At 72.9% G+C, this 17,659-nt stretch carries 17 protein-coding genes; 10 read left to right on the top strand and 7 right to left on the bottom strand.

Going from position 1 to position 17,659, the window contains the following annotated elements:
* Nucleotides 1–147 precede the first annotated feature (147 nt).
* From ACIP9H_RS11900 to ACIP9H_RS11885, 4 genes are all read left to right on the top strand, one after another.
* Nucleotides 148–837: a MerR family transcriptional regulator gene (locus ACIP9H_RS11900; RefSeq protein ID WP_401587996.1), complete on the top strand. Its 690-nt coding sequence runs from the start codon at nucleotides 148–150 to the stop codon at nucleotides 835–837.
* Between the two features lie 101 nt (nucleotides 838–938).
* On the top strand, nucleotides 939–1,721 hold the full coding sequence (locus ACIP9H_RS11895; protein WP_401587993.1) for a helix-turn-helix domain-containing protein: 783 nt from the start codon (nucleotides 939–941) through the stop codon (nucleotides 1,719–1,721).
* On the top strand, nucleotides 1,718–1,987 hold the full coding sequence (locus tag ACIP9H_RS11890) for a DUF397 domain-containing protein (protein ID WP_401587635.1): 270 nt from the start codon (nucleotides 1,718–1,720) through the stop codon (nucleotides 1,985–1,987). The genes ACIP9H_RS11895 and ACIP9H_RS11890 overlap by 4 nt, the downstream gene beginning before the upstream one ends.
* Before the next feature lie 32 nt (nucleotides 1,988–2,019).
* Entirely contained in the window at nucleotides 2,020–2,241 is a 222-nt protein-coding gene (locus ACIP9H_RS11885) for a hypothetical protein (protein WP_360914096.1), read from the top strand.
* Between the two features lie 39 nt (nucleotides 2,242–2,280).
* Here ACIP9H_RS11885 and ACIP9H_RS11880 read toward each other — a convergent pair whose 3' ends face one another.
* On the bottom strand, nucleotides 2,281–2,847 hold the full coding sequence (locus ACIP9H_RS11880; protein WP_401958956.1) for a Uma2 family endonuclease: 567 nt from the start codon (nucleotides 2,845–2,847) through the stop codon (nucleotides 2,281–2,283).
* 244 nt (nucleotides 2,848–3,091) lie between these two features.
* Between ACIP9H_RS11880 and ACIP9H_RS11875 the strand changes: the two genes are divergently transcribed.
* Nucleotides 3,092–4,168 carry a glycerophosphodiester phosphodiesterase family protein gene (locus ACIP9H_RS11875; protein ID WP_401587629.1) on the top strand — a complete coding sequence of 359 codons (1,077 nt, stop codon included), beginning with the start codon at nucleotides 3,092–3,094 and terminating at the stop codon, nucleotides 4,166–4,168.
* A 63-nt stretch (nucleotides 4,169–4,231) separates the two neighbouring features.
* On the opposite strand, the gene ACIP9H_RS11870 is transcribed toward ACIP9H_RS11875, so the two are convergent.
* From ACIP9H_RS11870 to ACIP9H_RS11860, 3 genes are all read right to left on the bottom strand, one after another.
* Entirely contained in the window at nucleotides 4,232–5,140 is a 909-nt protein-coding gene (locus tag ACIP9H_RS11870) for a DMT family transporter (protein WP_401587627.1), read from the bottom strand.
* Nucleotides 5,141–5,301: 161 nt separating this feature from the next.
* The gene (locus ACIP9H_RS11865; protein WP_401587624.1) at nucleotides 5,302–6,498 is read right to left on the bottom strand and encodes a MarP family serine protease; all 1,197 of its coding nucleotides are present in this window, start codon (nucleotides 6,496–6,498) and stop codon (nucleotides 5,302–5,304) included.
* 252 nt (nucleotides 6,499–6,750) lie between these two features.
* Nucleotides 6,751–8,268, bottom strand: a complete 1,518-nt coding sequence (locus tag ACIP9H_RS11860; protein ID WP_401587621.1) for an MFS transporter — start codon at nucleotides 8,266–8,268, stop codon at nucleotides 6,751–6,753.
* A gap of 190 nt (nucleotides 8,269–8,458) precedes the next feature.
* Here ACIP9H_RS11860 and ACIP9H_RS11855 point away from each other — a divergent pair, with 190 nt between their 5' ends.
* Both ACIP9H_RS11855 and ACIP9H_RS11850 read left to right on the top strand, forming a co-directional pair.
* Nucleotides 8,459–8,728, top strand: a complete 270-nt coding sequence (locus tag ACIP9H_RS11855) for a DUF2630 family protein (protein ID WP_401587619.1) — start codon at nucleotides 8,459–8,461, stop codon at nucleotides 8,726–8,728.
* A complete protein-coding gene (locus tag ACIP9H_RS11850; RefSeq protein WP_401587616.1) occupies nucleotides 8,725–9,033 on the top strand; it encodes a GNAT family N-acetyltransferase in 309 nt (102 codons plus the stop codon). Before ACIP9H_RS11855 ends, ACIP9H_RS11850 begins: the two co-directional genes overlap by 4 nt.
* A 42-nt stretch (nucleotides 9,034–9,075) precedes the next feature.
* On the opposite strand, the gene ACIP9H_RS11845 is transcribed toward ACIP9H_RS11850, so the two are convergent.
* Together ACIP9H_RS11845 and ACIP9H_RS11840 are read right to left on the bottom strand one after the other, a co-directional pair.
* Nucleotides 9,076–9,672, bottom strand: a complete 597-nt coding sequence (locus ACIP9H_RS11845) for a TetR/AcrR family transcriptional regulator (RefSeq protein ID WP_401587614.1) — start codon at nucleotides 9,670–9,672, stop codon at nucleotides 9,076–9,078.
* Between the two features lie 135 nt (nucleotides 9,673–9,807).
* The gene (locus tag ACIP9H_RS11840; protein ID WP_360914068.1) at nucleotides 9,808–10,245 is read right to left on the bottom strand and encodes an OsmC family peroxiredoxin; all 438 of its coding nucleotides are present in this window, start codon (nucleotides 10,243–10,245) and stop codon (nucleotides 9,808–9,810) included.
* A 285-nt stretch (nucleotides 10,246–10,530) separates the two neighbouring features.
* On the opposite strand from ACIP9H_RS11840, the gene ACIP9H_RS11835 reads away from it, so the two are divergent.
* From ACIP9H_RS11835 to ACIP9H_RS11825, 3 genes are all read left to right on the top strand, one after another.
* Nucleotides 10,531–13,047: a SpoIIE family protein phosphatase gene (locus tag ACIP9H_RS11835; protein ID WP_401587611.1), complete on the top strand. Its 2,517-nt coding sequence runs from the start codon at nucleotides 10,531–10,533 to the stop codon at nucleotides 13,045–13,047.
* A 209-nt stretch (nucleotides 13,048–13,256) separates the two neighbouring features.
* Entirely contained in the window at nucleotides 13,257–14,720 is a 1,464-nt protein-coding gene (locus tag ACIP9H_RS11830) for a dihydrolipoyl dehydrogenase family protein (protein WP_401587609.1), read from the top strand.
* A 119-nt stretch (nucleotides 14,721–14,839) separates the two neighbouring features.
* Entirely contained in the window at nucleotides 14,840–15,793 is a 954-nt protein-coding gene (locus tag ACIP9H_RS11825; RefSeq protein ID WP_360914053.1) for a hypothetical protein, read from the top strand.
* A 231-nt stretch (nucleotides 15,794–16,024) separates the two neighbouring features.
* Here the strand turns inward: ACIP9H_RS11825 and ACIP9H_RS11820 are convergent, their stop codons facing one another.
* Nucleotides 16,025–17,626, bottom strand: a complete 1,602-nt coding sequence (locus ACIP9H_RS11820) for an IucA/IucC family protein (RefSeq protein WP_401587606.1) — start codon at nucleotides 17,624–17,626, stop codon at nucleotides 16,025–16,027.
* Between the last annotated feature and the right edge of the window lie 33 nt (nucleotides 17,627–17,659).

The following is a 17,659-nucleotide window of genomic DNA, read 5'->3' as shown; positions in this document are numbered from 1 at the left end:
CCTCGAACCTGATCGCGCCAGTATTCACTGGCGCGATTCGGAGCGTAGACCGGAACGCGTTACCAGCGGTAGAGGTCGGAGCGCGCGAGTTGCCCCGGCGCACCGCCTAGGCTGGCGGACGTGGCAACGCACGAGCGCGAGTACCGGATGGACGAACTGGCCGAGGCCGCCGGCGTGCCCGTCCGCACCGTCCGCTTCTACCGGGAGCGCAAACTGCTCCCCGCCCCGCGCCGCGAGGGCCGCATCGCCTGGTACAACGAGCACCACCTCGCCCGGCTCCGCACCATCACCGCCCTCCTGGAGCGCGGCCACACCCTCGGCGGCATCGCCGAGCTCATGAACGCCTGGGAGAGCGGCCGCCACGACGTCGGCGAACTGCTGGGCCTCGACCCGGCCCTGCCCACCCCGTGGTCCGAGGAGGAGCCGCTGCGGCTGACCCCCGAGGCCCTGGCCGACCACTACGGGGACCAGGCGACCGCGGAGAACCTCGCCACCGCCCTGGACATCGGCTACATCGCCGTCGACGGCGACGACGTCGTGCACGTCAGCCGCCGCCTGCTGGAGGCCTCGTCCGCCCTGGTCAAGGAGGGCATCCCGCTCGCCGAGGTGCTGTCCGCCGGCCGCGACATGCGCCACCGCATGGACCTGCTGGCCGAACTCTTCGTGCAACTCGCCCGCTCCCACGTCCTCCCCGACGCCGAGGCCGACCTCCAGGCCGGCGACACGACCCGCCTCACGGAGGCGATAGCCCGGCTGCGCCCCCTGGTGGAGGTCGTCGTCGAGGTGGAACTCGCCCTGGCGATGGACCGCAGACTGCGCGAGGAACTCAAGGGATAGCCCGCGCACGGCACCCGGAGAAGCTACCGTTACCGAGAGTGACTGTCGCTTCACGGACGGGGGTTGATGTGACGGTGCCCAAGGACAAGCGCTCCGTGAGCATGGCGATCTTCGGCGACCTCCTCCACGCCCTCCGCGAGGGCCGGGGGATCACCCTGGACGCACTGGCCGCGCACACGGGTTACTCGAGATCACTGGCCGTCAAGATCGAGTCCGGTGAACGCCTCGCGAGCAAGGCCTTCATCGACAAGGCGGAGGAACTGCTCGGCGCTGCGGGTGCGTTGCGGGCGGTCGCGCCGCACCTGTCCCGGGAGAAGCTGCCCGCGGGGTACGGCGAGTACGCGGACGAGGAGGCCCGGGCGACGAGCATCGGCTTCTACGACGCCCACGTGGTCAATGGGCTTCTGCAGACCGAGGCCTACATGCGCGCGGTGTTCAACGCCCGCTGCCCGGCACTCGAAGAGGACGAGATCGATCACTGGACGGAGGGCCGGCTCGCCCGCCAGGCGCTCATCACGCGCAAGCCGGTGTGCATGCTGTCCTTCGTCCTGGAGGAATGGCTTCTGCGCCGGCCCGTGGGTGGAAGGCAGGCCATGAAGGACCAGTTGGGGCACCTCCTTGAACTCGGAGAGCGCCGCAACGTGCAGATCCAGGTCATGCCAACGCGCTACGAGGCCGTGGCCGGATTCAACGGACCTTTCACGTTCCTTGAAACGGCCGAACGGCAGTGGCTGGCCTACGCTGAGGGACAGGTCGGGGGGTACCTGAGCGATGATCGCGCGAGGGTCAGTGACCTGTACCACCGCTACGGCACGATCCGGGCGCAGGCCCTCACCCCCGAGGATTCGGCGAAGGTCATCGAGCAGATTGCGGGCGAGCTGTGAGCGCACTCGTGTGGTTCAAGTCCAGCTACAGCGGTGACGACGGCGGCCAATGCATTGAAGTCGCCCTCGACTGGCGGAAGTCGACCCACAGTGGAGACGACGGTGGCGAGTGCGTCGAGGTCGCGTCCTGCGCGGCGGCCGTGCATGTGCGTGACTCCAAGGACCGGACGGGCCCCGTGCTCACGTTCACGCCCGACGCGTGGGCCGCGTTCGTCGGGTTCGTCGCGTTCGCCGCGTTCGCCGCGACCGCCCAAGCGGCCGCGTAGGCCAGGCAGGAGCGGGTCTTACGATCAAGCTCATGACGAGCACTCCGGAGTCCTGGACCATTCGCCACTTCTCCCAGGCCAACCCTGCGGGCCCGGGCTGCGACAACGTGTCGGCGCTCTTGCGGAGGCTGGCCGATTCGATCGAGGCATTGGGCCCTGTTGAGGTTCAGGATGTCGTCATCGAGTCGGAGATGACCGAGCACGGACCTTGGCGGTCGGGGACGGTCTACTTCTACCTGCCCGAAGACGACTGAGCGCGACTCCGGCGCAGTCGAGCGAAGCCAAGCCACGCATCAGATCGAGCCGAGGCCGACCTCGATCGGGAACGGCACCGTGGTCTTCACGACGTCCGTGAAGACATCCCCGTCCCGATAGACCCCAGCCGCGGGATCGAGCACGTAGGTGTACACAAGAGGGACTCCGTTGGCTGTCTGCTCCACCCGCCAGTAGAAGGAGATCCCAGCTTTGGCGTACTGCTCCATCTTCACGATCCGGTCAGTGGTCTCCGAACCGGGCGAGACCACCTCGACGACCAGCAGCACATGCTCGGGCCGCGTGGGCGTGAAGTCGATGGTGTCCGCCTTGTAGACCACTACGTCCGGACGACGATTCGTCAGCGGCACGTCCTGAAGGCGGACATCGAAATCCGTATCGGCATTCCACTCCGGGGATGCGGCCGCATCCAGGGCATTGGCCAGAAGCCGAGCCAGGCGATTGTGGCGCTTGGACGCGCTCGGGCTCACCACGACCATCCCGTCCACGATCTCGATGCCCCTGCACTGCTCCGCAGACCAGGAGTCGTACTGCGCCGCGGTGATCGGGGTGTGCATCCACTCCGGCGCAATCATGTCGGCGGTCATGGCCTACCTCCCCTGGAAACAGTGACGGGCCTGCGCCTTGGGCGCCCAGTCTATGAGACCAGGGCGGGTATGTGGCGGCCATGGCGTTGGACGCGTCGAGGTGCGCCACCCTCCGTCGGCGCCACGCCCGGGGAACGTCCGTTCCCCGGGCGTTCACCATGTCCTCATACCGATGCTTGGTGCGGGCTTTACCTGCCCCCTACCTTCGCCGAAGTCCAGTTCGCCTGAAGTAGACGAGGTATAAATGTCCCTCCGGCATGCAGTCGCCGCCCTGGCCGTGGTGCCCGCGCTGGTGGTCCCCGCGACCGCCCAGGCGGCCACGGACCACCATCACCACCACGTTCCGTCGCAGAAGAACCACTTCGACCTCCAGGCCCACCGCGGCGGCCTCGGCATGACCACCGAGGAGTCCCTCGAGGGCTTCGGCAAGGCGCTGCGCCTCGGGGTGAGCACCCTGGAGCTGGACACGCACGTCACCAAGGACGAGAAGGTCGTGGTCAACCACGACCGGCAGATCAGCGCGCAGAAGTGCAAGGACACCGCGCCGGTGACGCCGGGCGACCCGATGTACCCGTACGTCGGGAAGTACATCAAGGACCTGACCCTGGCGCAGATCAAGACCATGGACTGCGGCTACCAGCAGCTGCCCGGCTTCCCCGAGCAGGAGCAGGTCAAGGGCTTCCGCATGGTGGAGCTCAAGGACGTCCTGAACCTGGTCAAGAGCTACCGGGCCAACAAGGTCACGCTCAACATCGAGACCAAGGTGGAGGCCGGCGCGCCGACCCAGACCGCGCCGCGCGAGCTGTTCGTGCGCCGCGTCTTCGAGGAGATCCACCGCTCGGGCATCGAGAAGCAGGTCACCATCCAGTCCTTCGACTGGGGCGCGCTGAACGAGATGCACAAGCTCGCGCCGAAGTACCCGCTGGTGGCGCTCACCAACTTCGACTTCCTCCAGGTCGGCAAGCCCGGCGCCTCGCCGTGGCTCGGCGGCATCGACGCGGACGACTACGACGGCGACTTCGTGAAGGCCGCCGCGGCCATCCCGGGCGTCACGGCGCTCTCGCCGGTGTACGGCCTGCCGCAGAACGGCACCGTGGCCGACCCGAACTTCACGTTCTACGTCAACAAGAAGATGGTGGACGACGCCCACTGGCGCGGCCTGCGGGTCATCCCGTGGACCTGTGACGACCCCGCCACCATCAAGGCGCTGCTGGACATGAACATCGACGGCATCATCACGGACTACCCGAACCGGGTCCGCGACATCATGGCCGAGCGCGGCATGCGCCTGCCCCGCGCCTACAAGGCGCCCCGTCACTGACGAACGGCGCGGCAGGCATGCGGACGCCCCCGGAACCGCGCGGTTCCGGGGGCGTTCACGCGTTCACATGCGCGATCCGGCCGGCTGCCCCGCGGCCACCGGCACGTGTTCCTCGGGGTGGACGCACTTGTACAGGCACTGCGTGCGGGAGAGCGCGAAGACGCCGTAGGTGAGCAGGGCGAAGCCGGCGACCGCGGGCAGCATCCACAGCCCGGTCCGCGGCTGCTCCCCGTAGAGGATCACCCCGAGGGCGAAGCCCGCCACGGCGTCGCAGAGGGTCAGGGCGGGCTGGGAGGCGATGAGCGGGCCGCCCTGCATGGCGGTGCCGAGCAGGAAGAGGGAGAAGCCGCCCGTGGCGGCGAAGGCGTAGGTCTGCCAGGACAGCAGCCAGGCCGCGATGCCCTGGTGGCCGAGGACGTCCATGGACGACTTGATCAGCGCGGCCGTCAGCGCGTTGCCGACGGCGGCCGCCGCCCCGAGGCAGGCGGCGCGGGTCAGGCCGAGCGGACGCCGCAGCCCGGCCACCACCAGGGCCGCGCCGAGGCCCCCGACGATGAGCAGCGTGGGCACCCACCAGATCCCCGGCACCTGTTCGCGTCCCCCGGCAGGGGCCAGGGAGAACAGGAAGACGCCCAGTCCCACGGCGATGCACCCGACGCAGAGCCACGCCTTCTGCGAGAGGTCGACGTGGAAGACGGCGCCGCCGATCACGAGGGCCAGCGGCAGTTCGAGGATGAAGACCGGCTGCACGGTGGCGAGCGAGCCGGTGCCGAGGGCGAGCGCCTGGAAGACCGCGGCGCCGATCACCGCGGCGATGCCGGCGAGCCAGACCGGGGTGCGCAGCAGGTCGCGCATGAGTCCCAGGCGCAGCGAGGTGGAGGCGGGCACCTTGAGCACCGCCTGTCGTTGCAGCACCGTCCCGAGGGCGTTGCTGCACGCCGCGATCACGGCGAAGAGGACCGACAGGATCATGTCGGCTGCACCACTCCCCTGCCTGCGCTGGTTCGTCAGGTCCCTGCCCCGGCGCGGCACCGCTGTCCGTGGCGGGTCCGCGGCGGGCGGCCAGTCCGGTAAGCCCGGAATGTCCGATCAAAGAGTCAGTCTAACGTCGCGCGCGCGGGCACCGCCCGGGCTCACAGGGCGGCGCGGCTGCCCGTGTCCACTGCCTGCGTGGCGGCCGCGGCGCGGCGCGCGTCGTCGCGGACCTCGTCGGCGGTGAGGACGTAGCCCGTGGTGGCGTCGGTGGTGGAGCGGGCGAAGACGACCCCGTAGACATGGCCCGCGGTGTCCAGCAGCGGGCCCCCGGAGTTGCCCGGGCGCACGATCGAGCGCACCTGGTAGATGTCGCGGGTGACGATGCCGTCCCCGTAGATGTCCTGGCCGGTGGCGCGGATGCGGCCGGCCACGGTCGCCGCGCGCAGGTCCAGGCCGCCGTCCTCGGGGTATCCGGCCACGACCGCGCCGTCGCCGCGCTCGGCCTCGTCGGTGAAGTCCAGCGTGGGGGCGCGCAGCCCCGGCACGTGGAGGACCGCGACGTCCTTGCCGGGGTCGAAGAGCACGACCGTGGCCCGGTACGCGCGCCCGGCGCCGCCGATCTGGACGGCGGGGTCGTCGACGCCGGCGACAACGTGGGCGTTGGTCATGACGTGCCCGTCGGCGTAGACGAAGCCGGTGCCCTCCTGGCCCTGGCGGCGGCCGTTCACGAAGGCGATGCCCTCGATCTTGACCGTGCTGCGGGCGGCGGCCCGGGTGGCGGCGTCGGTGACGCTGTCGCCGGACGGCGCGGGCACCCCGTTGACGGGCTCGGACTCGAAGGGGTTGAAGACCTGCGGGAAGCCCGCTTCGGCCAGGGCGCTGGTCGCCCTGCTGAACCAGCTGGGCGCCTGCCGCGGCATGGTGTCCTGGACGGCGCCGAGCACCGCGGAGCCGCGGATCGACTGGGCGAGCACGTTGGAGGAGGCGGTCACCAGGACGCTCGCGGCGACCCAGGCGACCAGCAGCACCGCCACCGCGTTCGCCGCCGCGCCGCCGACGCCGTCGAGCCAGCGCAGCGGCCCCCAGTCCAGTCCCGTGCGCACCTTCCAGGCGACCCCCGAGGCGACGGCGTGGCCCGCGGCCGCCGGGATGAGGACGGTGAGCAGGGCGACGAGGGTGGCGCGGGGGGTGCCCGGCTCGACGTACTGGAGCACGTACGGCAGCAGCCACACGCCGATCACGGCCCCGCCGAGGAAGCCCGCGAGCGAGATGGTGCCCGCGACCAGTCCGCGCCGGTAGCCGGCGACCGCGTAGGCGACCGTCAGCACGAGCAGCAGCAGGTCGAGCAGGTTCAACCGAGAGGCCTTTCCCGAAACCGTATGGATCCGTAAAAACGCACATTAACCGACCATCGGTTCCCTTTTGTGTCGCACCGCACGCACTATCTGCCCGAAAAGCCATACGAACGGCCCGGTTCCGGCCTCCGTAGTCGTTCTACGGAGGCCGTCACCGGGCCGTTCATCGCGCCGTACCCCGTCCCCACGGGTGGGCGCGCACGGGACCGTCCCACCGCTCCAGGGAGGTCCCGCGGCCGGGGAGCGCCGACGTCACATGTGGACGACGGGCGCCGCGCCGGGGTCCTGCTGCGGCGCACCGCGCCGGTAGAGCACGAAGCTGATCACCAGGCCGGCCGCGAAGAAGGCCGCCGCCCACCAGTAGGCGGTCGAGTAGCTCTCCAGCGCGGCGTTCGCCTTCACCAGCGGGTCGGCCGGGTTCCTGCCGGCGATGTAGTCCGTGGCGGCGCTCGTGGCGAGGGTGTTGAGCAGGGCCGTGCCGATCGAGCCGCCGATCTGCTGCATCGCGTTGACGGCGGCGGACGCCACACCCGCGTCCTCGGGACCGACACCGGTGGTGGCCAGGTTCATGGCGGGCGGGAAGATCAGGCCCATGCCGAGGCCGATCACCAGCAGCGGCGGCAGGACGTCGGTGAGGTACGCGCTGTCCAGGCCGAGGCCGGTCAGCCAGACCAGGCCCGCGGCGGAGAGGCCGAAGCCCACGGGGACCACCGGCTTGGGCCCGATGCGGGGCACCAGCACGACGGTGGCGACCTGGGCGCCCACCATCAGCGCGGCGACGAGCGGCAGGAAGGCCAGACCCGTTTTGACCGCCGAGAAGCCGAGGGTCAGGCGCAGGTAGTAGGTCAGGAACAGGAAGACCGCGAACATGCCGGCGCTGGAGACCAGCGAGGCGGCGAAGGACGCACCGCGGTTGCGGTCGAGCAGCACGCGCAGCGGCAGCAGCGGGTGCGCGGCGCGGGTCTGCCACCAGGTGAAGGCGGTCAGCAGCGCGGCGCCGGCGACCAGGTAGCCCCACGTCTGCGGGGAGCCCCAGTCGTGGCTCTCGGCGTTGGAGAAGCCGTAGACCACGGCGAACAGGCCGGTGGTGACCAGCAGCGTGCCGGGCAGGTCGATGGTGGCGCCGGGACGGCGGCGGGCGCGCTCCAGCATGGTCATGCCGCCGAGGAAGGCGACGACGGCGAAGGCCAGGTTGACGTACAGGGTCCAGCGCCAGTTCAGGTACTCGGTCAGCACACCGCCGAGCAGCAGGCCGACGGCCGCGCCGGACCCGGCGATGGCGCCGTAGATGCCGAACGCCCGCGCCCGTTCCTTGGATTCGGTGAAGGTCGTCGTCAGCAGCGACAGCGCGGCGGGCGCCAGCAGGGCGCCGAATCCGCCCTGGAGGGCGCGCGCGGTGACCAGCATCTCGAAGCTGCCGGCCGCGCCGCCGAGCGCGGAGGCCGCGGCGAAGCCGGCGACGCCGATGAGGAACGCGGTCTTGCGGCCGAAGAGGTCGGCGATCCGGCCGCCGAGCAGCAGCAGGCTGCCGAAGGCCAGCGCGTAGGCGGTGACGATCCACTGCCGGTTGCCGTCGGTGAAGCCGAGGTCGGCCTGGGCGGAGGGCAGGGCGATGTTCACGATGGTCGCGTCCAGCACGACCATCAGCTGGGCGACACCGATGACGGCCAGGACCCACCAGCGCCTGGCGTGGCCGTCGTGATCGCCCTGCGTCCCCCCGGCCGGGGGTGCGGCGACGCCGGCGCGGGGCTCGGCGGTGCTCTGGGACATGGGGACGTGCTCCCGTCGTTCGGAAGAGGCGTGGGACAGGGGTGGCCACGGGTGGCCGGGTACGAGCGATACGAAACCGTTTCGTACGCCTGAAGCCTAGGTCCCGATCCATCGAAACGCAAGAGTTTCGATCGCATGGCCGCGACACGCTGCCTAGAGTGGGTGCCGAGCGAACGAGGAGGTGCGAACCGTGGCCGACCAGCACACGGGAGATCGCCCGGAACAGGCGATACTGCAACGGATCAGCGCGATGGTCTCCGACGAGCGGACGCTGCGCGAACTGCTCGCCGCCGGGCGGATCGACGGCGCGACCGAGCGCGACCGGCTCGACGCACTGGAGCGCGAACTCGACCAGTGCTGGGACCTGTTGCGCCAGCGCCGCGCCAAGACCGAGATCGGGGAGGACCCGGGCCAGGCCCGCGTGCGGCCCTCCGGCACGGTGGAGGGCTACCAGTCGTGAGCGCCGTACCGACGATCACCGACTCCCCGGGGACCCGCCGCTACGAGGCGCACGTGGACGGCAGGCTGGCCGGCTTCTCGGCGTACATCCGCACGCCCGAGATGATCGCCTTCCTGCACACCGAGGTGGACCCGGAGTTCGAGGGCCGCGGCGTGGGCTCCGCGCTCGCCCGCCAGGCGCTGGACGAGGCCCGGGAGCGCGGGCAGAGCGTGCTGGCGGCCTGCCCCTTCATCGCGGGCTGGATGGCGCACCACCCCGAGTACCAGGACCTGGAGTACAAGCCGCGGAGCATGGTCAGCGACTGAGCCGGGCCGGGGACGGGCGACGGGCGGTGCGGCCCGTCGCCGTCAGCGGCGGAAGCCCAGGGCCGGCAGCACCACCGCGTCGATGTAGCGGTGCATGAAGCCGGCGTCGACCTCCACGTCCTCCAGCATGCGACGGGTGATGACCGCCCCCAGAATCATGTGCGGCATGAAGGCGGCCGCCGGGTTGTCCCCGGGGATCTCCCCGCGGTCGGCGGCCCGGGTCAGCAACTGCCGCATCCCGTCGAGCGCGGGGTCGATGAGGTGCTCGCGCATCGCCTCGGCGAGGTCGGGGCTGGTGGCGGAGGCGTGCGCCAGGCCCCGCATCAGCGAGGTGTCCACCTCGGAGCCGTCGCCGAACCCGTCGGCCATCGCGTGCAGGTCGCCGTCGAGCGAACCGGTGTCGACGGGGGCGTGCGCCGGCTTGGTGCAGCGCAGCGCGGTGACCACCAGCTCCGGCTTGCTCTTCCACTGCCGGTAGAGGGTGGCCTTGCTGGACCGGGTGCGGGCGGCCACGGCGTCCATCGTCAGCGCCTCGTAACCGACCTCGCCGAGCAGCTCGATCACCGCCTCGTAGAGCTCCTGCTCACGCTCGGGTGTCAGGCGGGTACGCCGCGCCGGGGCGCTCGCGTCCGTGGTCATCTCGGCTCTCCGTCTCTCGTCCCCTGCGAAACGGTTTCGTATCCAACGACAATATGGCACCGCCCACCGAAACCGAAACGTTTCGATGGGCGGTGAAAAACGTCCGGCCGCGCCGGGGAGCGCGGCGGGGGCGGTTCAGGCCAGGGACGCGGTGAGGGTGATCACGGTGCCCGCGAGCGCCTGGCTCACCGGGCAGTTGGCCTTCGCGTCCTCGGCGGCCTTGATGAACTCCGCCTCGTCCAGACCCGGCACCTCGCCGACCACGGTCAGGTGGATACCGGTGATGCCGGTGCCCGGCTTGAAGGTGACGTCGGCCTGCGTGCGCAGCTGCGCCGGCGGGGTCTTGGCCCGGGACAGACCGGCGGACAGGGCCATGGAGAAGCAGCTGGAGTGCGCGGCGGCGATGAGCTCCTCCGGGCTCGTCTTCCCGCCCGGCTCCTGGGAGCGGGCCACCCACGTGACCGGGAACTCGCCGACCCCGGAGGAGTCGAGGGTGACGACTCCGCTGCCCTCGATGAGGGAGCCGTCCCACACGGTGTGGGCGACGCGCGTCGTCTCGCTGGGCGTGGTCATGGTGGATCCTTCCGAATATGTGGCTCGGTTCGACTCCGGGGCGCGCACCCCGGCGTGTACGGCGTTCCGGCACCCGGGCGGCGGCCTGCGGCGCGTCCAAGTCTCCACCACCGGCCACCGCTTCGCGACGTCGATCGGCGGGCGTTCCGGTGACATGTTGCCCCTGTCAAACGGCTCGTCACCCACAAGAGTGGCTCTACGCAGGGATTTCACGGTCCCGCCCCCGGCCGGTCGCCGCCGGTCCTACGTTCGGCAAGAGGACGCGGACGTCAAGGAGTGAGCCAGGTGGAGGAATCCGTACGGGTGCCGATCCTCGCGTCATGGGAACGCTGCCAGGCCGCCGGCCTCGATCCCGAACGCCTCGACGTCCCCTACACCCGGGACATCGACCTCGCCGGCCCGCTCGCCAGGGCCGCCCGGCCGGTCCTCGACCGGCTCGCCGACGCCCTCGCCGGGTCCGGCACGGCCGTCCTGCTCACCGACGGCAGCGGGCTCGTCCTGGACCGCAGGGCCGCCCGGCCGCCGCTGCTGCCCGCCCTCGACGACGTCGGCCTCGCCCCCGGCTTCGGCTACCACGAACGCGACGCCGGCACCAACGGCATCGGCACCGCCCTCACCGCCCGGCGCCCCGTCCGGGTCAGCGGCGAGGAGCACTACTGCGCCGCATTGCGCCGCTTCACCTGCTTCGGCGTGCCCCTGCGGCACCCCGTCACCGGACGCATCGAAGGCGTCCTGGACCTCACCAGCCTCCAGGACGAGGCCCACCCCCTCATGCCGCAACTCGCCCGCGGCTCCGCCCTCGCCATCGAGCACCGGCTGCTGGAGGACTCCGGACGCCGCGAACGCGCCATGCTGCACTCGTACTTGGCCGCACAGCACCGCATGCCGGGCCCCGCGGCGCTGCGGCTCGACGGCGACGGCCGCATCCAGCCCGTGGGGCCCCCGGCCGGACTCACCGCGGGCGACGAGGCGTCCCTCGCCGAGACCGCCACCCGCCTCATCGCCGCCGGACGGCGCGACGCCGCCGAACTGCCGCTCTCCCGGGGACGCACAGCCGTGCTGCTGTGCCGGCCGCTCGCTGAGGGCGCGGAGGGCGCCGAGGGCGCGGTGGTCGAGGTGAGCATCTCCGGCGACACCGGGCCGCGGGCCGAGCGCCGGCCCCTGCTCGTCGGCGACGCGGGGGTCGGCCGGCTCGCCGTCGCCGCCCGGCTGCGGCTGGAACTGCTCAGCGACGCCGCGCTGCGCATCGGCACCACGCTCGACGTCGTCCGCACCGCCGCGGAACTCTGCGAGGCCGCCGTCCCGCGCTTCGCCGACCGGGCCACCGTGGACCTCCTCGCCCCCGTCGTCCTGGGCGGCACCCCGCAGCCCGACGACACCTCCGCACCGGACCTGTGCCGGGTGGCCGACACCGGGACGGGCGCGGCGCAACCCCCCGCGCCCCCCGCACCGCCCCAGGACCCCGTCCCGGCCGCGCCGGACGGCCCGCAGGCACGCGCCCTCGCGGGCGACGGCCCGGTGCGGGCGGGCAACGGGCTCATCGCCGTACCGCTGCGTGCCCGGGACACCCCGCTCGGCGTCGCCACCTTCCACCGGACCGCCGACAGCCCGCCCTTCGCCGAGGACGACCTCACCCTCGCCCGCGAACTGGCCGCCCGCGCGGCCGTCTGCGTCGACAACGCCCGGCTGTTCACCCGCGAGCACCACCTCGCCCTGGAACTCCAGCGCAGCCTCCTCCCGCACGGCCTGCCCGCGCAGCACGCCGTCGACGTCGCCCACCGCTACCTGCCCGCCCCGGGCCGCGTCGGCGGCGACTGGTTCGACGTCATCCCGCTCTCCGGCGCGCGCGTCGCCCTCGTCGTCGGCGACGTCGTCGGCCACGGCATCCACGCGGCCGCCGCGATGGGCCGGCTGCGCACCGCCGTCCACAACTTCTCCGCCCTCGACCTGCCCCCCGACGAACTGCTCGGCCGCCTGGACGACCTGGCCGTACGGCTCGACGAGGAGGGCGGCACGCACACCGGACTGGCCGGCGCCACCTGCCTGTACGTGGTGTACGACCCCGTCGCCCGACGCTGCCAGCTCGCCCGCGCCGGGCACATGCCGCCCGCGCTGCTCGGCCCGGACGGCGACGTGAGCTTCCCGGAACTGCCCGCCGGACCGCCCCTCGGGCTGGGCCAGGTCCCCTTCGAGACCACGGAGTTCGACCTCCCCGAGGGCACCGCCCTGGTCCTCTACACCGACGGCCTCATCGAGGGCCGGCACGCCGACCCCGAGGCCGGCATGCGCAGACTCGGCCGGGCGCTCGCCGCCGCGCCCAGGGACGGGACACCGGAGGAGCTGTGCGCGGCCGTGGAGTCCGCGCTGCGCCCGGCGCCCTCGGCGGACGACATCGTGCTGCTGGTCGCCCGTACCCGCGCCCTCCACGGCGGGCAGGTCGCCTGCTGGGACGTCCCCGACGACCCGGCCGCCGTCTCGGCGCTGCGCTGCGCCATCACCCGCCGGCTGCGCGCGTGGGACCTGGACGAACTCACCTTCACCACCGAGCTGATCGCCAGTGAGCTGATCACCAATGCCCTCCGGCACGCCCAGGGCCCCGTCCAGGCCCGGCTGGTACGCGACCGGGCCCTGGTCTTCGAGGTCGCCGACGCCAGCGGCACCTCCCCCCGGCTGCGCCGCGCCGCCACCACCGACGAGGGCGGCCGCGGCATCTTCATGGTCGCCCAGCTCTGCCGCCGCTGGGGCACCCGCTACACCGAGCAGGGCAAGGTCATCTGGACCGAACAGCAACTCCCGGCGTGACCGCCGCGCCGCGCGCCCGCCCTGCCCTGGTCCACGGTCCGATCCCCCTACGCCCGTACGGCGCAGCCCCCGGCGCCCGCCCTGCGCGCCGGCTCCGGCTCAGCCGGTCGCACCGCCGCACCGGCCCGCGGCGGGACGGCGGCGGGGGACGGCGTACGAGGGTGGCCGTTCCGGCTGTGCGACGGCGCGGTGTTGCCTACGGTGGGACCATGACCACCGCGGCGCGGACCAGCGCAGACAGCAGCACGGACACCTACGACGTCATCGTCATCGGAGCGGGACCGACCGGCGAGAACGTCGCCGACCGCACTCAGGCGGCCGGGCTGAGCACCGTGATCGTCGAGGCCGAACTGGTGGGCGGTGAGTGCTCCTACTGGGCGTGCATCCCCAGCAAGGCCCTGCTCCGCCCGCAGGCCGCCCTGGGCGCCGCCCGCGCGGTCCCGGGCGCGCGCGAGGCCGCCGGCGGGAAGCTGGACGCGGCCGCCGTGCTGGCGCGGCGCGACTGGGCCACCGGGGGCTGGAAGGACGACGGGCAGGTCGGCTGGCTGGACTCGGTGGGCGTCGACCTGGTGCGCGGTGTCGGCCGGATCGACGGGCCGCGGCGCGTCGTCGTCCGGACCCCGGAGGGCGGCGAGCGGGTGCTGACCGCCCGCCACGCGGTCGCGGTGTGCACCGGCACGCGCGCGCTCCTGCCCGACCTGCCCGGGCTCGCCGAGGTGCGCCCCTGGACCAGCCGGGAGGCGACCAGCGCGCACGAGGTGCCCGGGAGCCTGCTGGTGGTCGGCGGCGGCGTCGTGGCGGTGGAGATGGCGACCGCCTGGCAGTCGCTGGGCACGCAGGTGACCGTGCTCGTGCGCGGCTCCGGCGTGCTGCCGCGCTGGGAGCCCTTCGCCGGGGAGCTCGTCGCGGAAGGGCTGCGGGGCGCCGGCGTCGACCTGCGGACCGGGGTGTCCGTCACCGCCGTGCGGCGCGAGGGCGACTCCGGCCCGGTGACCGCGACACTGTCCGACGGCTCGGAACTCAGCGCCGACGAGATCCTGTTCGCCACCGGCCGCGTGCCGCACAACGAGGACCTCGGCCTGGACACCGTCGGCCTGGCCGGCGGCGCCTGGCTGGAGGTCGACGACACCTGCCAGGTCGGCAACGTCGACGGCGGCTGGCTGTACTGCGCGGGCGACACCAACCACCGCGCCCTCCTCACCCACCAGGGCAAGTACCAGGCGCGCATCGCCGGTGCCGCCATCGCCGCCCGCGCCAAGGGCGAGCCGCTCGACACCGCCCCCTGGGGCGCGCACGTGGCCACCGCCGACCACGAGGCGGTCCCCCAGGTGGTCTTCAGCGAGCCCGAGGCCGCCGCGGTCGGCGTCACTGCCGAGGAGGCCGAGCGAGCGGGCCGCCGCATCAAGGTCGTCGACTACGAGATCGGCAACGTCTCCGGCGCCTACCTGCACGCCGAGAACTACCGCGGCCACGCCCGCGCCGTCGTGGACCTCGACCGGAACCACCTCATCGGCGTCACCTTCGTCGGGCCTGGGGTGGCTGAGCTGCTGCATTCGGCCACCATCGCCGTCGCCGCCCAGGTGCCCATGGAGCGGCTGTGGCACGCCGTTCCGTCGTTCCCGACGATCAGCGAGGTCTGGCTGCGGCTGCTGGAGACGTACCGGGACCAGTAGACCCCGCCCTCAGCGTTCTCAGCGTTCTCCGCGCGGAGGACGCTTCGCCATCGGGAAGGCGCGACCGGCCGATAGGATCGCGCCCTGCCCGTCGAGTCCAGGTCCAGGGAGCTGCAGAGGTGGGGATTTTCCGGCGCGGGCCGAAGCGCGACCAGCGGGACGCGCCTCGCGACCCCGAGTACGCCTTCTTCTCCGTGGACGAGGGCGCGCGCTTTCGCGCCCATGTGCGTGAGGCCTTCGCCGAACTCGGCCTGGAGGTCACCGTCTTCGCGGACCTCGTGACCGACAGCTCCGGCCGCAAGTTCGGCACGGGCAACCTGGCGGCGCTGTGCCACAACGACCGGCGCGGTCCGCGGGTGTGGCCGCAGCTGGCCCGGGAGCACGTCGGCGCCGTGCTGCGGACCCTCGACGGCCCGTCCCCGCTGGAGACGATGCCGCCCGAGGAGATCCGCGAGCGGCTCTACCCGCGGCTGGTCACCCCCGACATGATCGACCCCGAGACCTTCCGGTACGCCCGGATCGCCGCCCCCGGGCTGCTGGAAGTGCTCGCGCTGGACCTGCCCGAGAGCGTCATGACGCTCGCCGACCACGCGCTCGCCCCGCTGGGCGACATCCGGGAGCTGCGCGGCCGGGCCCTGCTCAACCTCCGCGACCTGCCCGTGGAGCGGCACGAGGTCGTCCGCCACGCCGATGTGCGCTTCGACGTCGTCGTCGGCGACTCCTTCTTCACCGCCGCGCGCGTCCTGGCCCTCGACGAGCTGGTCGAACGCGTCACGGGAGCGCCGCTCACCGACGACGGGGCGCTCGTCGCCATGCCGTTCCGCCACCAGCTGGCCTTCCACGCCATCCGCGACAGCGCGGTCATCCCGGCCCTCAACGGCATGGCGGGCTTCGCCGCCGCCGGCCACGAGGAGGCGGTCGGGCCGATCAGCCCGTACGTCTACTGGTGGCGCGACGGCGTCCTCACCCAGCTCAGCGAGAAGGACGGCGACGGGCTCCTCATCACCGTCGGCGAGGAGTTCCAGAACGTCCTGGAACGCCTGGTCCCCGACCAGGCCGGCGAGGAACGCTGAGCGCCCGGGCGGACGCCCGGGGGACCGAACGGGACAACCTCGACGAACTCGTCCGGGTGGCCGAGGCGGAGCACGGCACTGTCACGGACGAGGAGATCCGGTCCCTCCGTGTCCGGCTCCGGCGGGCGCGGACCGAGCAGTCGGCCGGGCCGAGCGCCGTGTGAGCCCCTCCCCGCCTCGCCTGGCGGCACCCTCGGACGGCTCGCCCCCACCGGTACGCCGTCGGCGCCGTCACGGCAGGCGCAGCGCGGGCACGGTTGCCTTCCGGGGCAGCAGGGGGTTGGTCAGGGGCACATAGCGCGCGGCGGCGCCGTCCGCGGCCGTCCAGCGCAGCAGGAGGTTGGTCTTCGCCGGGATGTGCGGTGCGGCCAGGAGGTCCCGCACGGGTGCCGGGTCGCCGTGGGCGCGGGCCCAGTCGGCGAGGAGGGCGCGGGCGCGGGCCCACAGCACGGGGGTGAGTTCCGGGCGGCCGTCGGCGACGGCTCCGGCGATCTCCAGCAGGTTGTTGGTGACGAGGCAGTAGACCAGCCGCTGCCAGCCGTGGGCCGGGCTCACGCCGGGTGCCGGCTCACCGCCCCGCGCGTGGCCGCGCAGCAGCTCGCGGTGCCGCTCCTCGTCGAGCTTGACGCCCTCGTGGTCGCGGAAGACCGCCTGCGCGGGCAGGCCGTCGCCGTCCACGGCGACCACGACGTTCTGCAGATGGGCCTCCAGCACCACGCCGTGCCCGAACCAGGCCGCGAGCACGGGGGGCACGACGCTCTCCAGGTAGGCCTGCCACCAGGCGAGGGCGGTGTGCTCGTCGCGCCGCGCGGCCTCCAGGGGGTCGCCCTCGAAGCCGCCCTCGGCGACCGCCGCCGCCAGCAGCGGGGTGAGGCCGGGCCGGACGTGGCCGCCGAGGCCGTCGCGGACCAGGACCGCCAGTGCCTCGTACGCGTCCCGGCCGCCGAGGTCGGCCGTGCGGTGGCCGCGGTCGGAGAGGATCTCCGCGCCGGTGACGGTCCGCAGGACCTCGTCCACCGGGCCGAGCCAGCGCAGGTCGTGCCGCCACAGCCGGCGGATGTCGTTGGTGATCCGCACGTCCAGGCTGAACTTGAGGAACAGGTCGGCGTCCGGCAGGTACACCGTGCGCAGCGACGCCGTGGGCACGGCGGGCACGGCCGTGCGGCCGAGCCGCAGGACGCGGCCGTCGTGCAGGGCGGGCAGGTCGCCGAGGAGTTCCAGCTGCCACGGGTGGGCGGGCAGCAGCCGGTAGCCGTCCGGAACGTCGTCGTGCAGCCGGTCGACGGCCGAGGTGTCGCCCTCCCCCGCCAGCAGGTCGGCGCGCACGGCGAGCAGCGTCAGCGGGAACGCGGTGTGCGCCTCGGGCGCGTACGGCAGCCAGCTCGCCGGGGCGCCGCCGCCGCGGGCCTTGGGCGCGGGGTGGTACCGGTGCCCGGCGACGAGGGACTGCTCGGAGCGCAGGTACGGATCGGCGGGCGGCGGCGCGTCCTCCCGGGCGGCCAGCAGCGCGGCCAGTACGTCGCGGCTGTCGCGGATCTCCGCGGGCAGCGTGGCGTTGGCCGTGCCGGTGCGGGCGGTCAGCTCGCCTGCGGTGAGGTCGACGAGCCCGTCGAACGTCAGGGGGTGCCAGTCGCCGTCCGGGGCGAGCAGCTCGGGGCGGGAGGGGTGGCGGCCGGCGCGCACGCGCAGGAGACGGCCCGTCGCGGGCAGCCGGAGGACGTCGGACCCGGCGGGTTCGGCGACTTCGCGGGCCAGGCAGTTCAGCAGGGCCGTCGCGGCCAGTTCGTCGGCCCGGTCGCGGGTCCGCGCCGGTGCTCCCGCTGCTCGTTCCACGGTGCGGCGTCCTCCTGCGTAGGCTAGGAACCC

It is taken from the genome of Streptomyces sp. NPDC088732, assembly GCF_044751205.1.
In the GTDB taxonomy this organism is placed as follows: domain Bacteria; phylum Actinomycetota; class Actinomycetes; order Streptomycetales; family Streptomycetaceae; genus Actinacidiphila.
The sequence above is the reverse complement of the archived record's forward strand: the minus strand, read 5'-3'. Positions and strand labels throughout refer to the sequence as shown.

Bases quoted from the DNA above. Each gene is read 5' to 3' on its own strand.
- ACIP9H_RS11900 (WP_401587996.1), top strand. From the start codon at position 148: ATGGACGAACTGGCCGAGGCCGCCGGCGTGCCCGTCCGCACCGTCCGC.
- ACIP9H_RS11895 (WP_401587993.1), top strand. From the start codon at position 939: ATGGCGATCTTCGGCGACCTCCTCCACGCCCTCCGCGAGGGCCGGGGG.
- ACIP9H_RS11885 (WP_360914096.1), top strand. From the start codon at position 2,020: ATGACGAGCACTCCGGAGTCCTGGACCATTCGCCACTTCTCCCAGGCC.
- ACIP9H_RS11880 (WP_401958956.1), bottom strand. From the start codon at position 2,847: ATGACCGCCGACATGATTGCGCCGGAGTGGATGCACACCCCGATCACC.
- ACIP9H_RS11875 (WP_401587629.1), top strand. From the start codon at position 3,092: ATGTCCCTCCGGCATGCAGTCGCCGCCCTGGCCGTGGTGCCCGCGCTG.
- ACIP9H_RS11870 (WP_401587627.1), bottom strand. From the start codon at position 5,140: ATGATCCTGTCGGTCCTCTTCGCCGTGATCGCGGCGTGCAGCAACGCC.
- ACIP9H_RS11860 (WP_401587621.1), bottom strand. From the start codon at position 8,268: ATGTCCCAGAGCACCGCCGAGCCCCGCGCCGGCGTCGCCGCACCCCCG.
- ACIP9H_RS11845 (WP_401587614.1), bottom strand. From the start codon at position 9,672: ATGACCACGGACGCGAGCGCCCCGGCGCGGCGTACCCGCCTGACACCC.
- ACIP9H_RS11840 (WP_360914068.1), bottom strand. From the start codon at position 10,245: ATGACCACGCCCAGCGAGACGACGCGCGTCGCCCACACCGTGTGGGAC.
- ACIP9H_RS11830 (WP_401587609.1), top strand. From the start codon at position 13,257: ATGACCACCGCGGCGCGGACCAGCGCAGACAGCAGCACGGACACCTAC.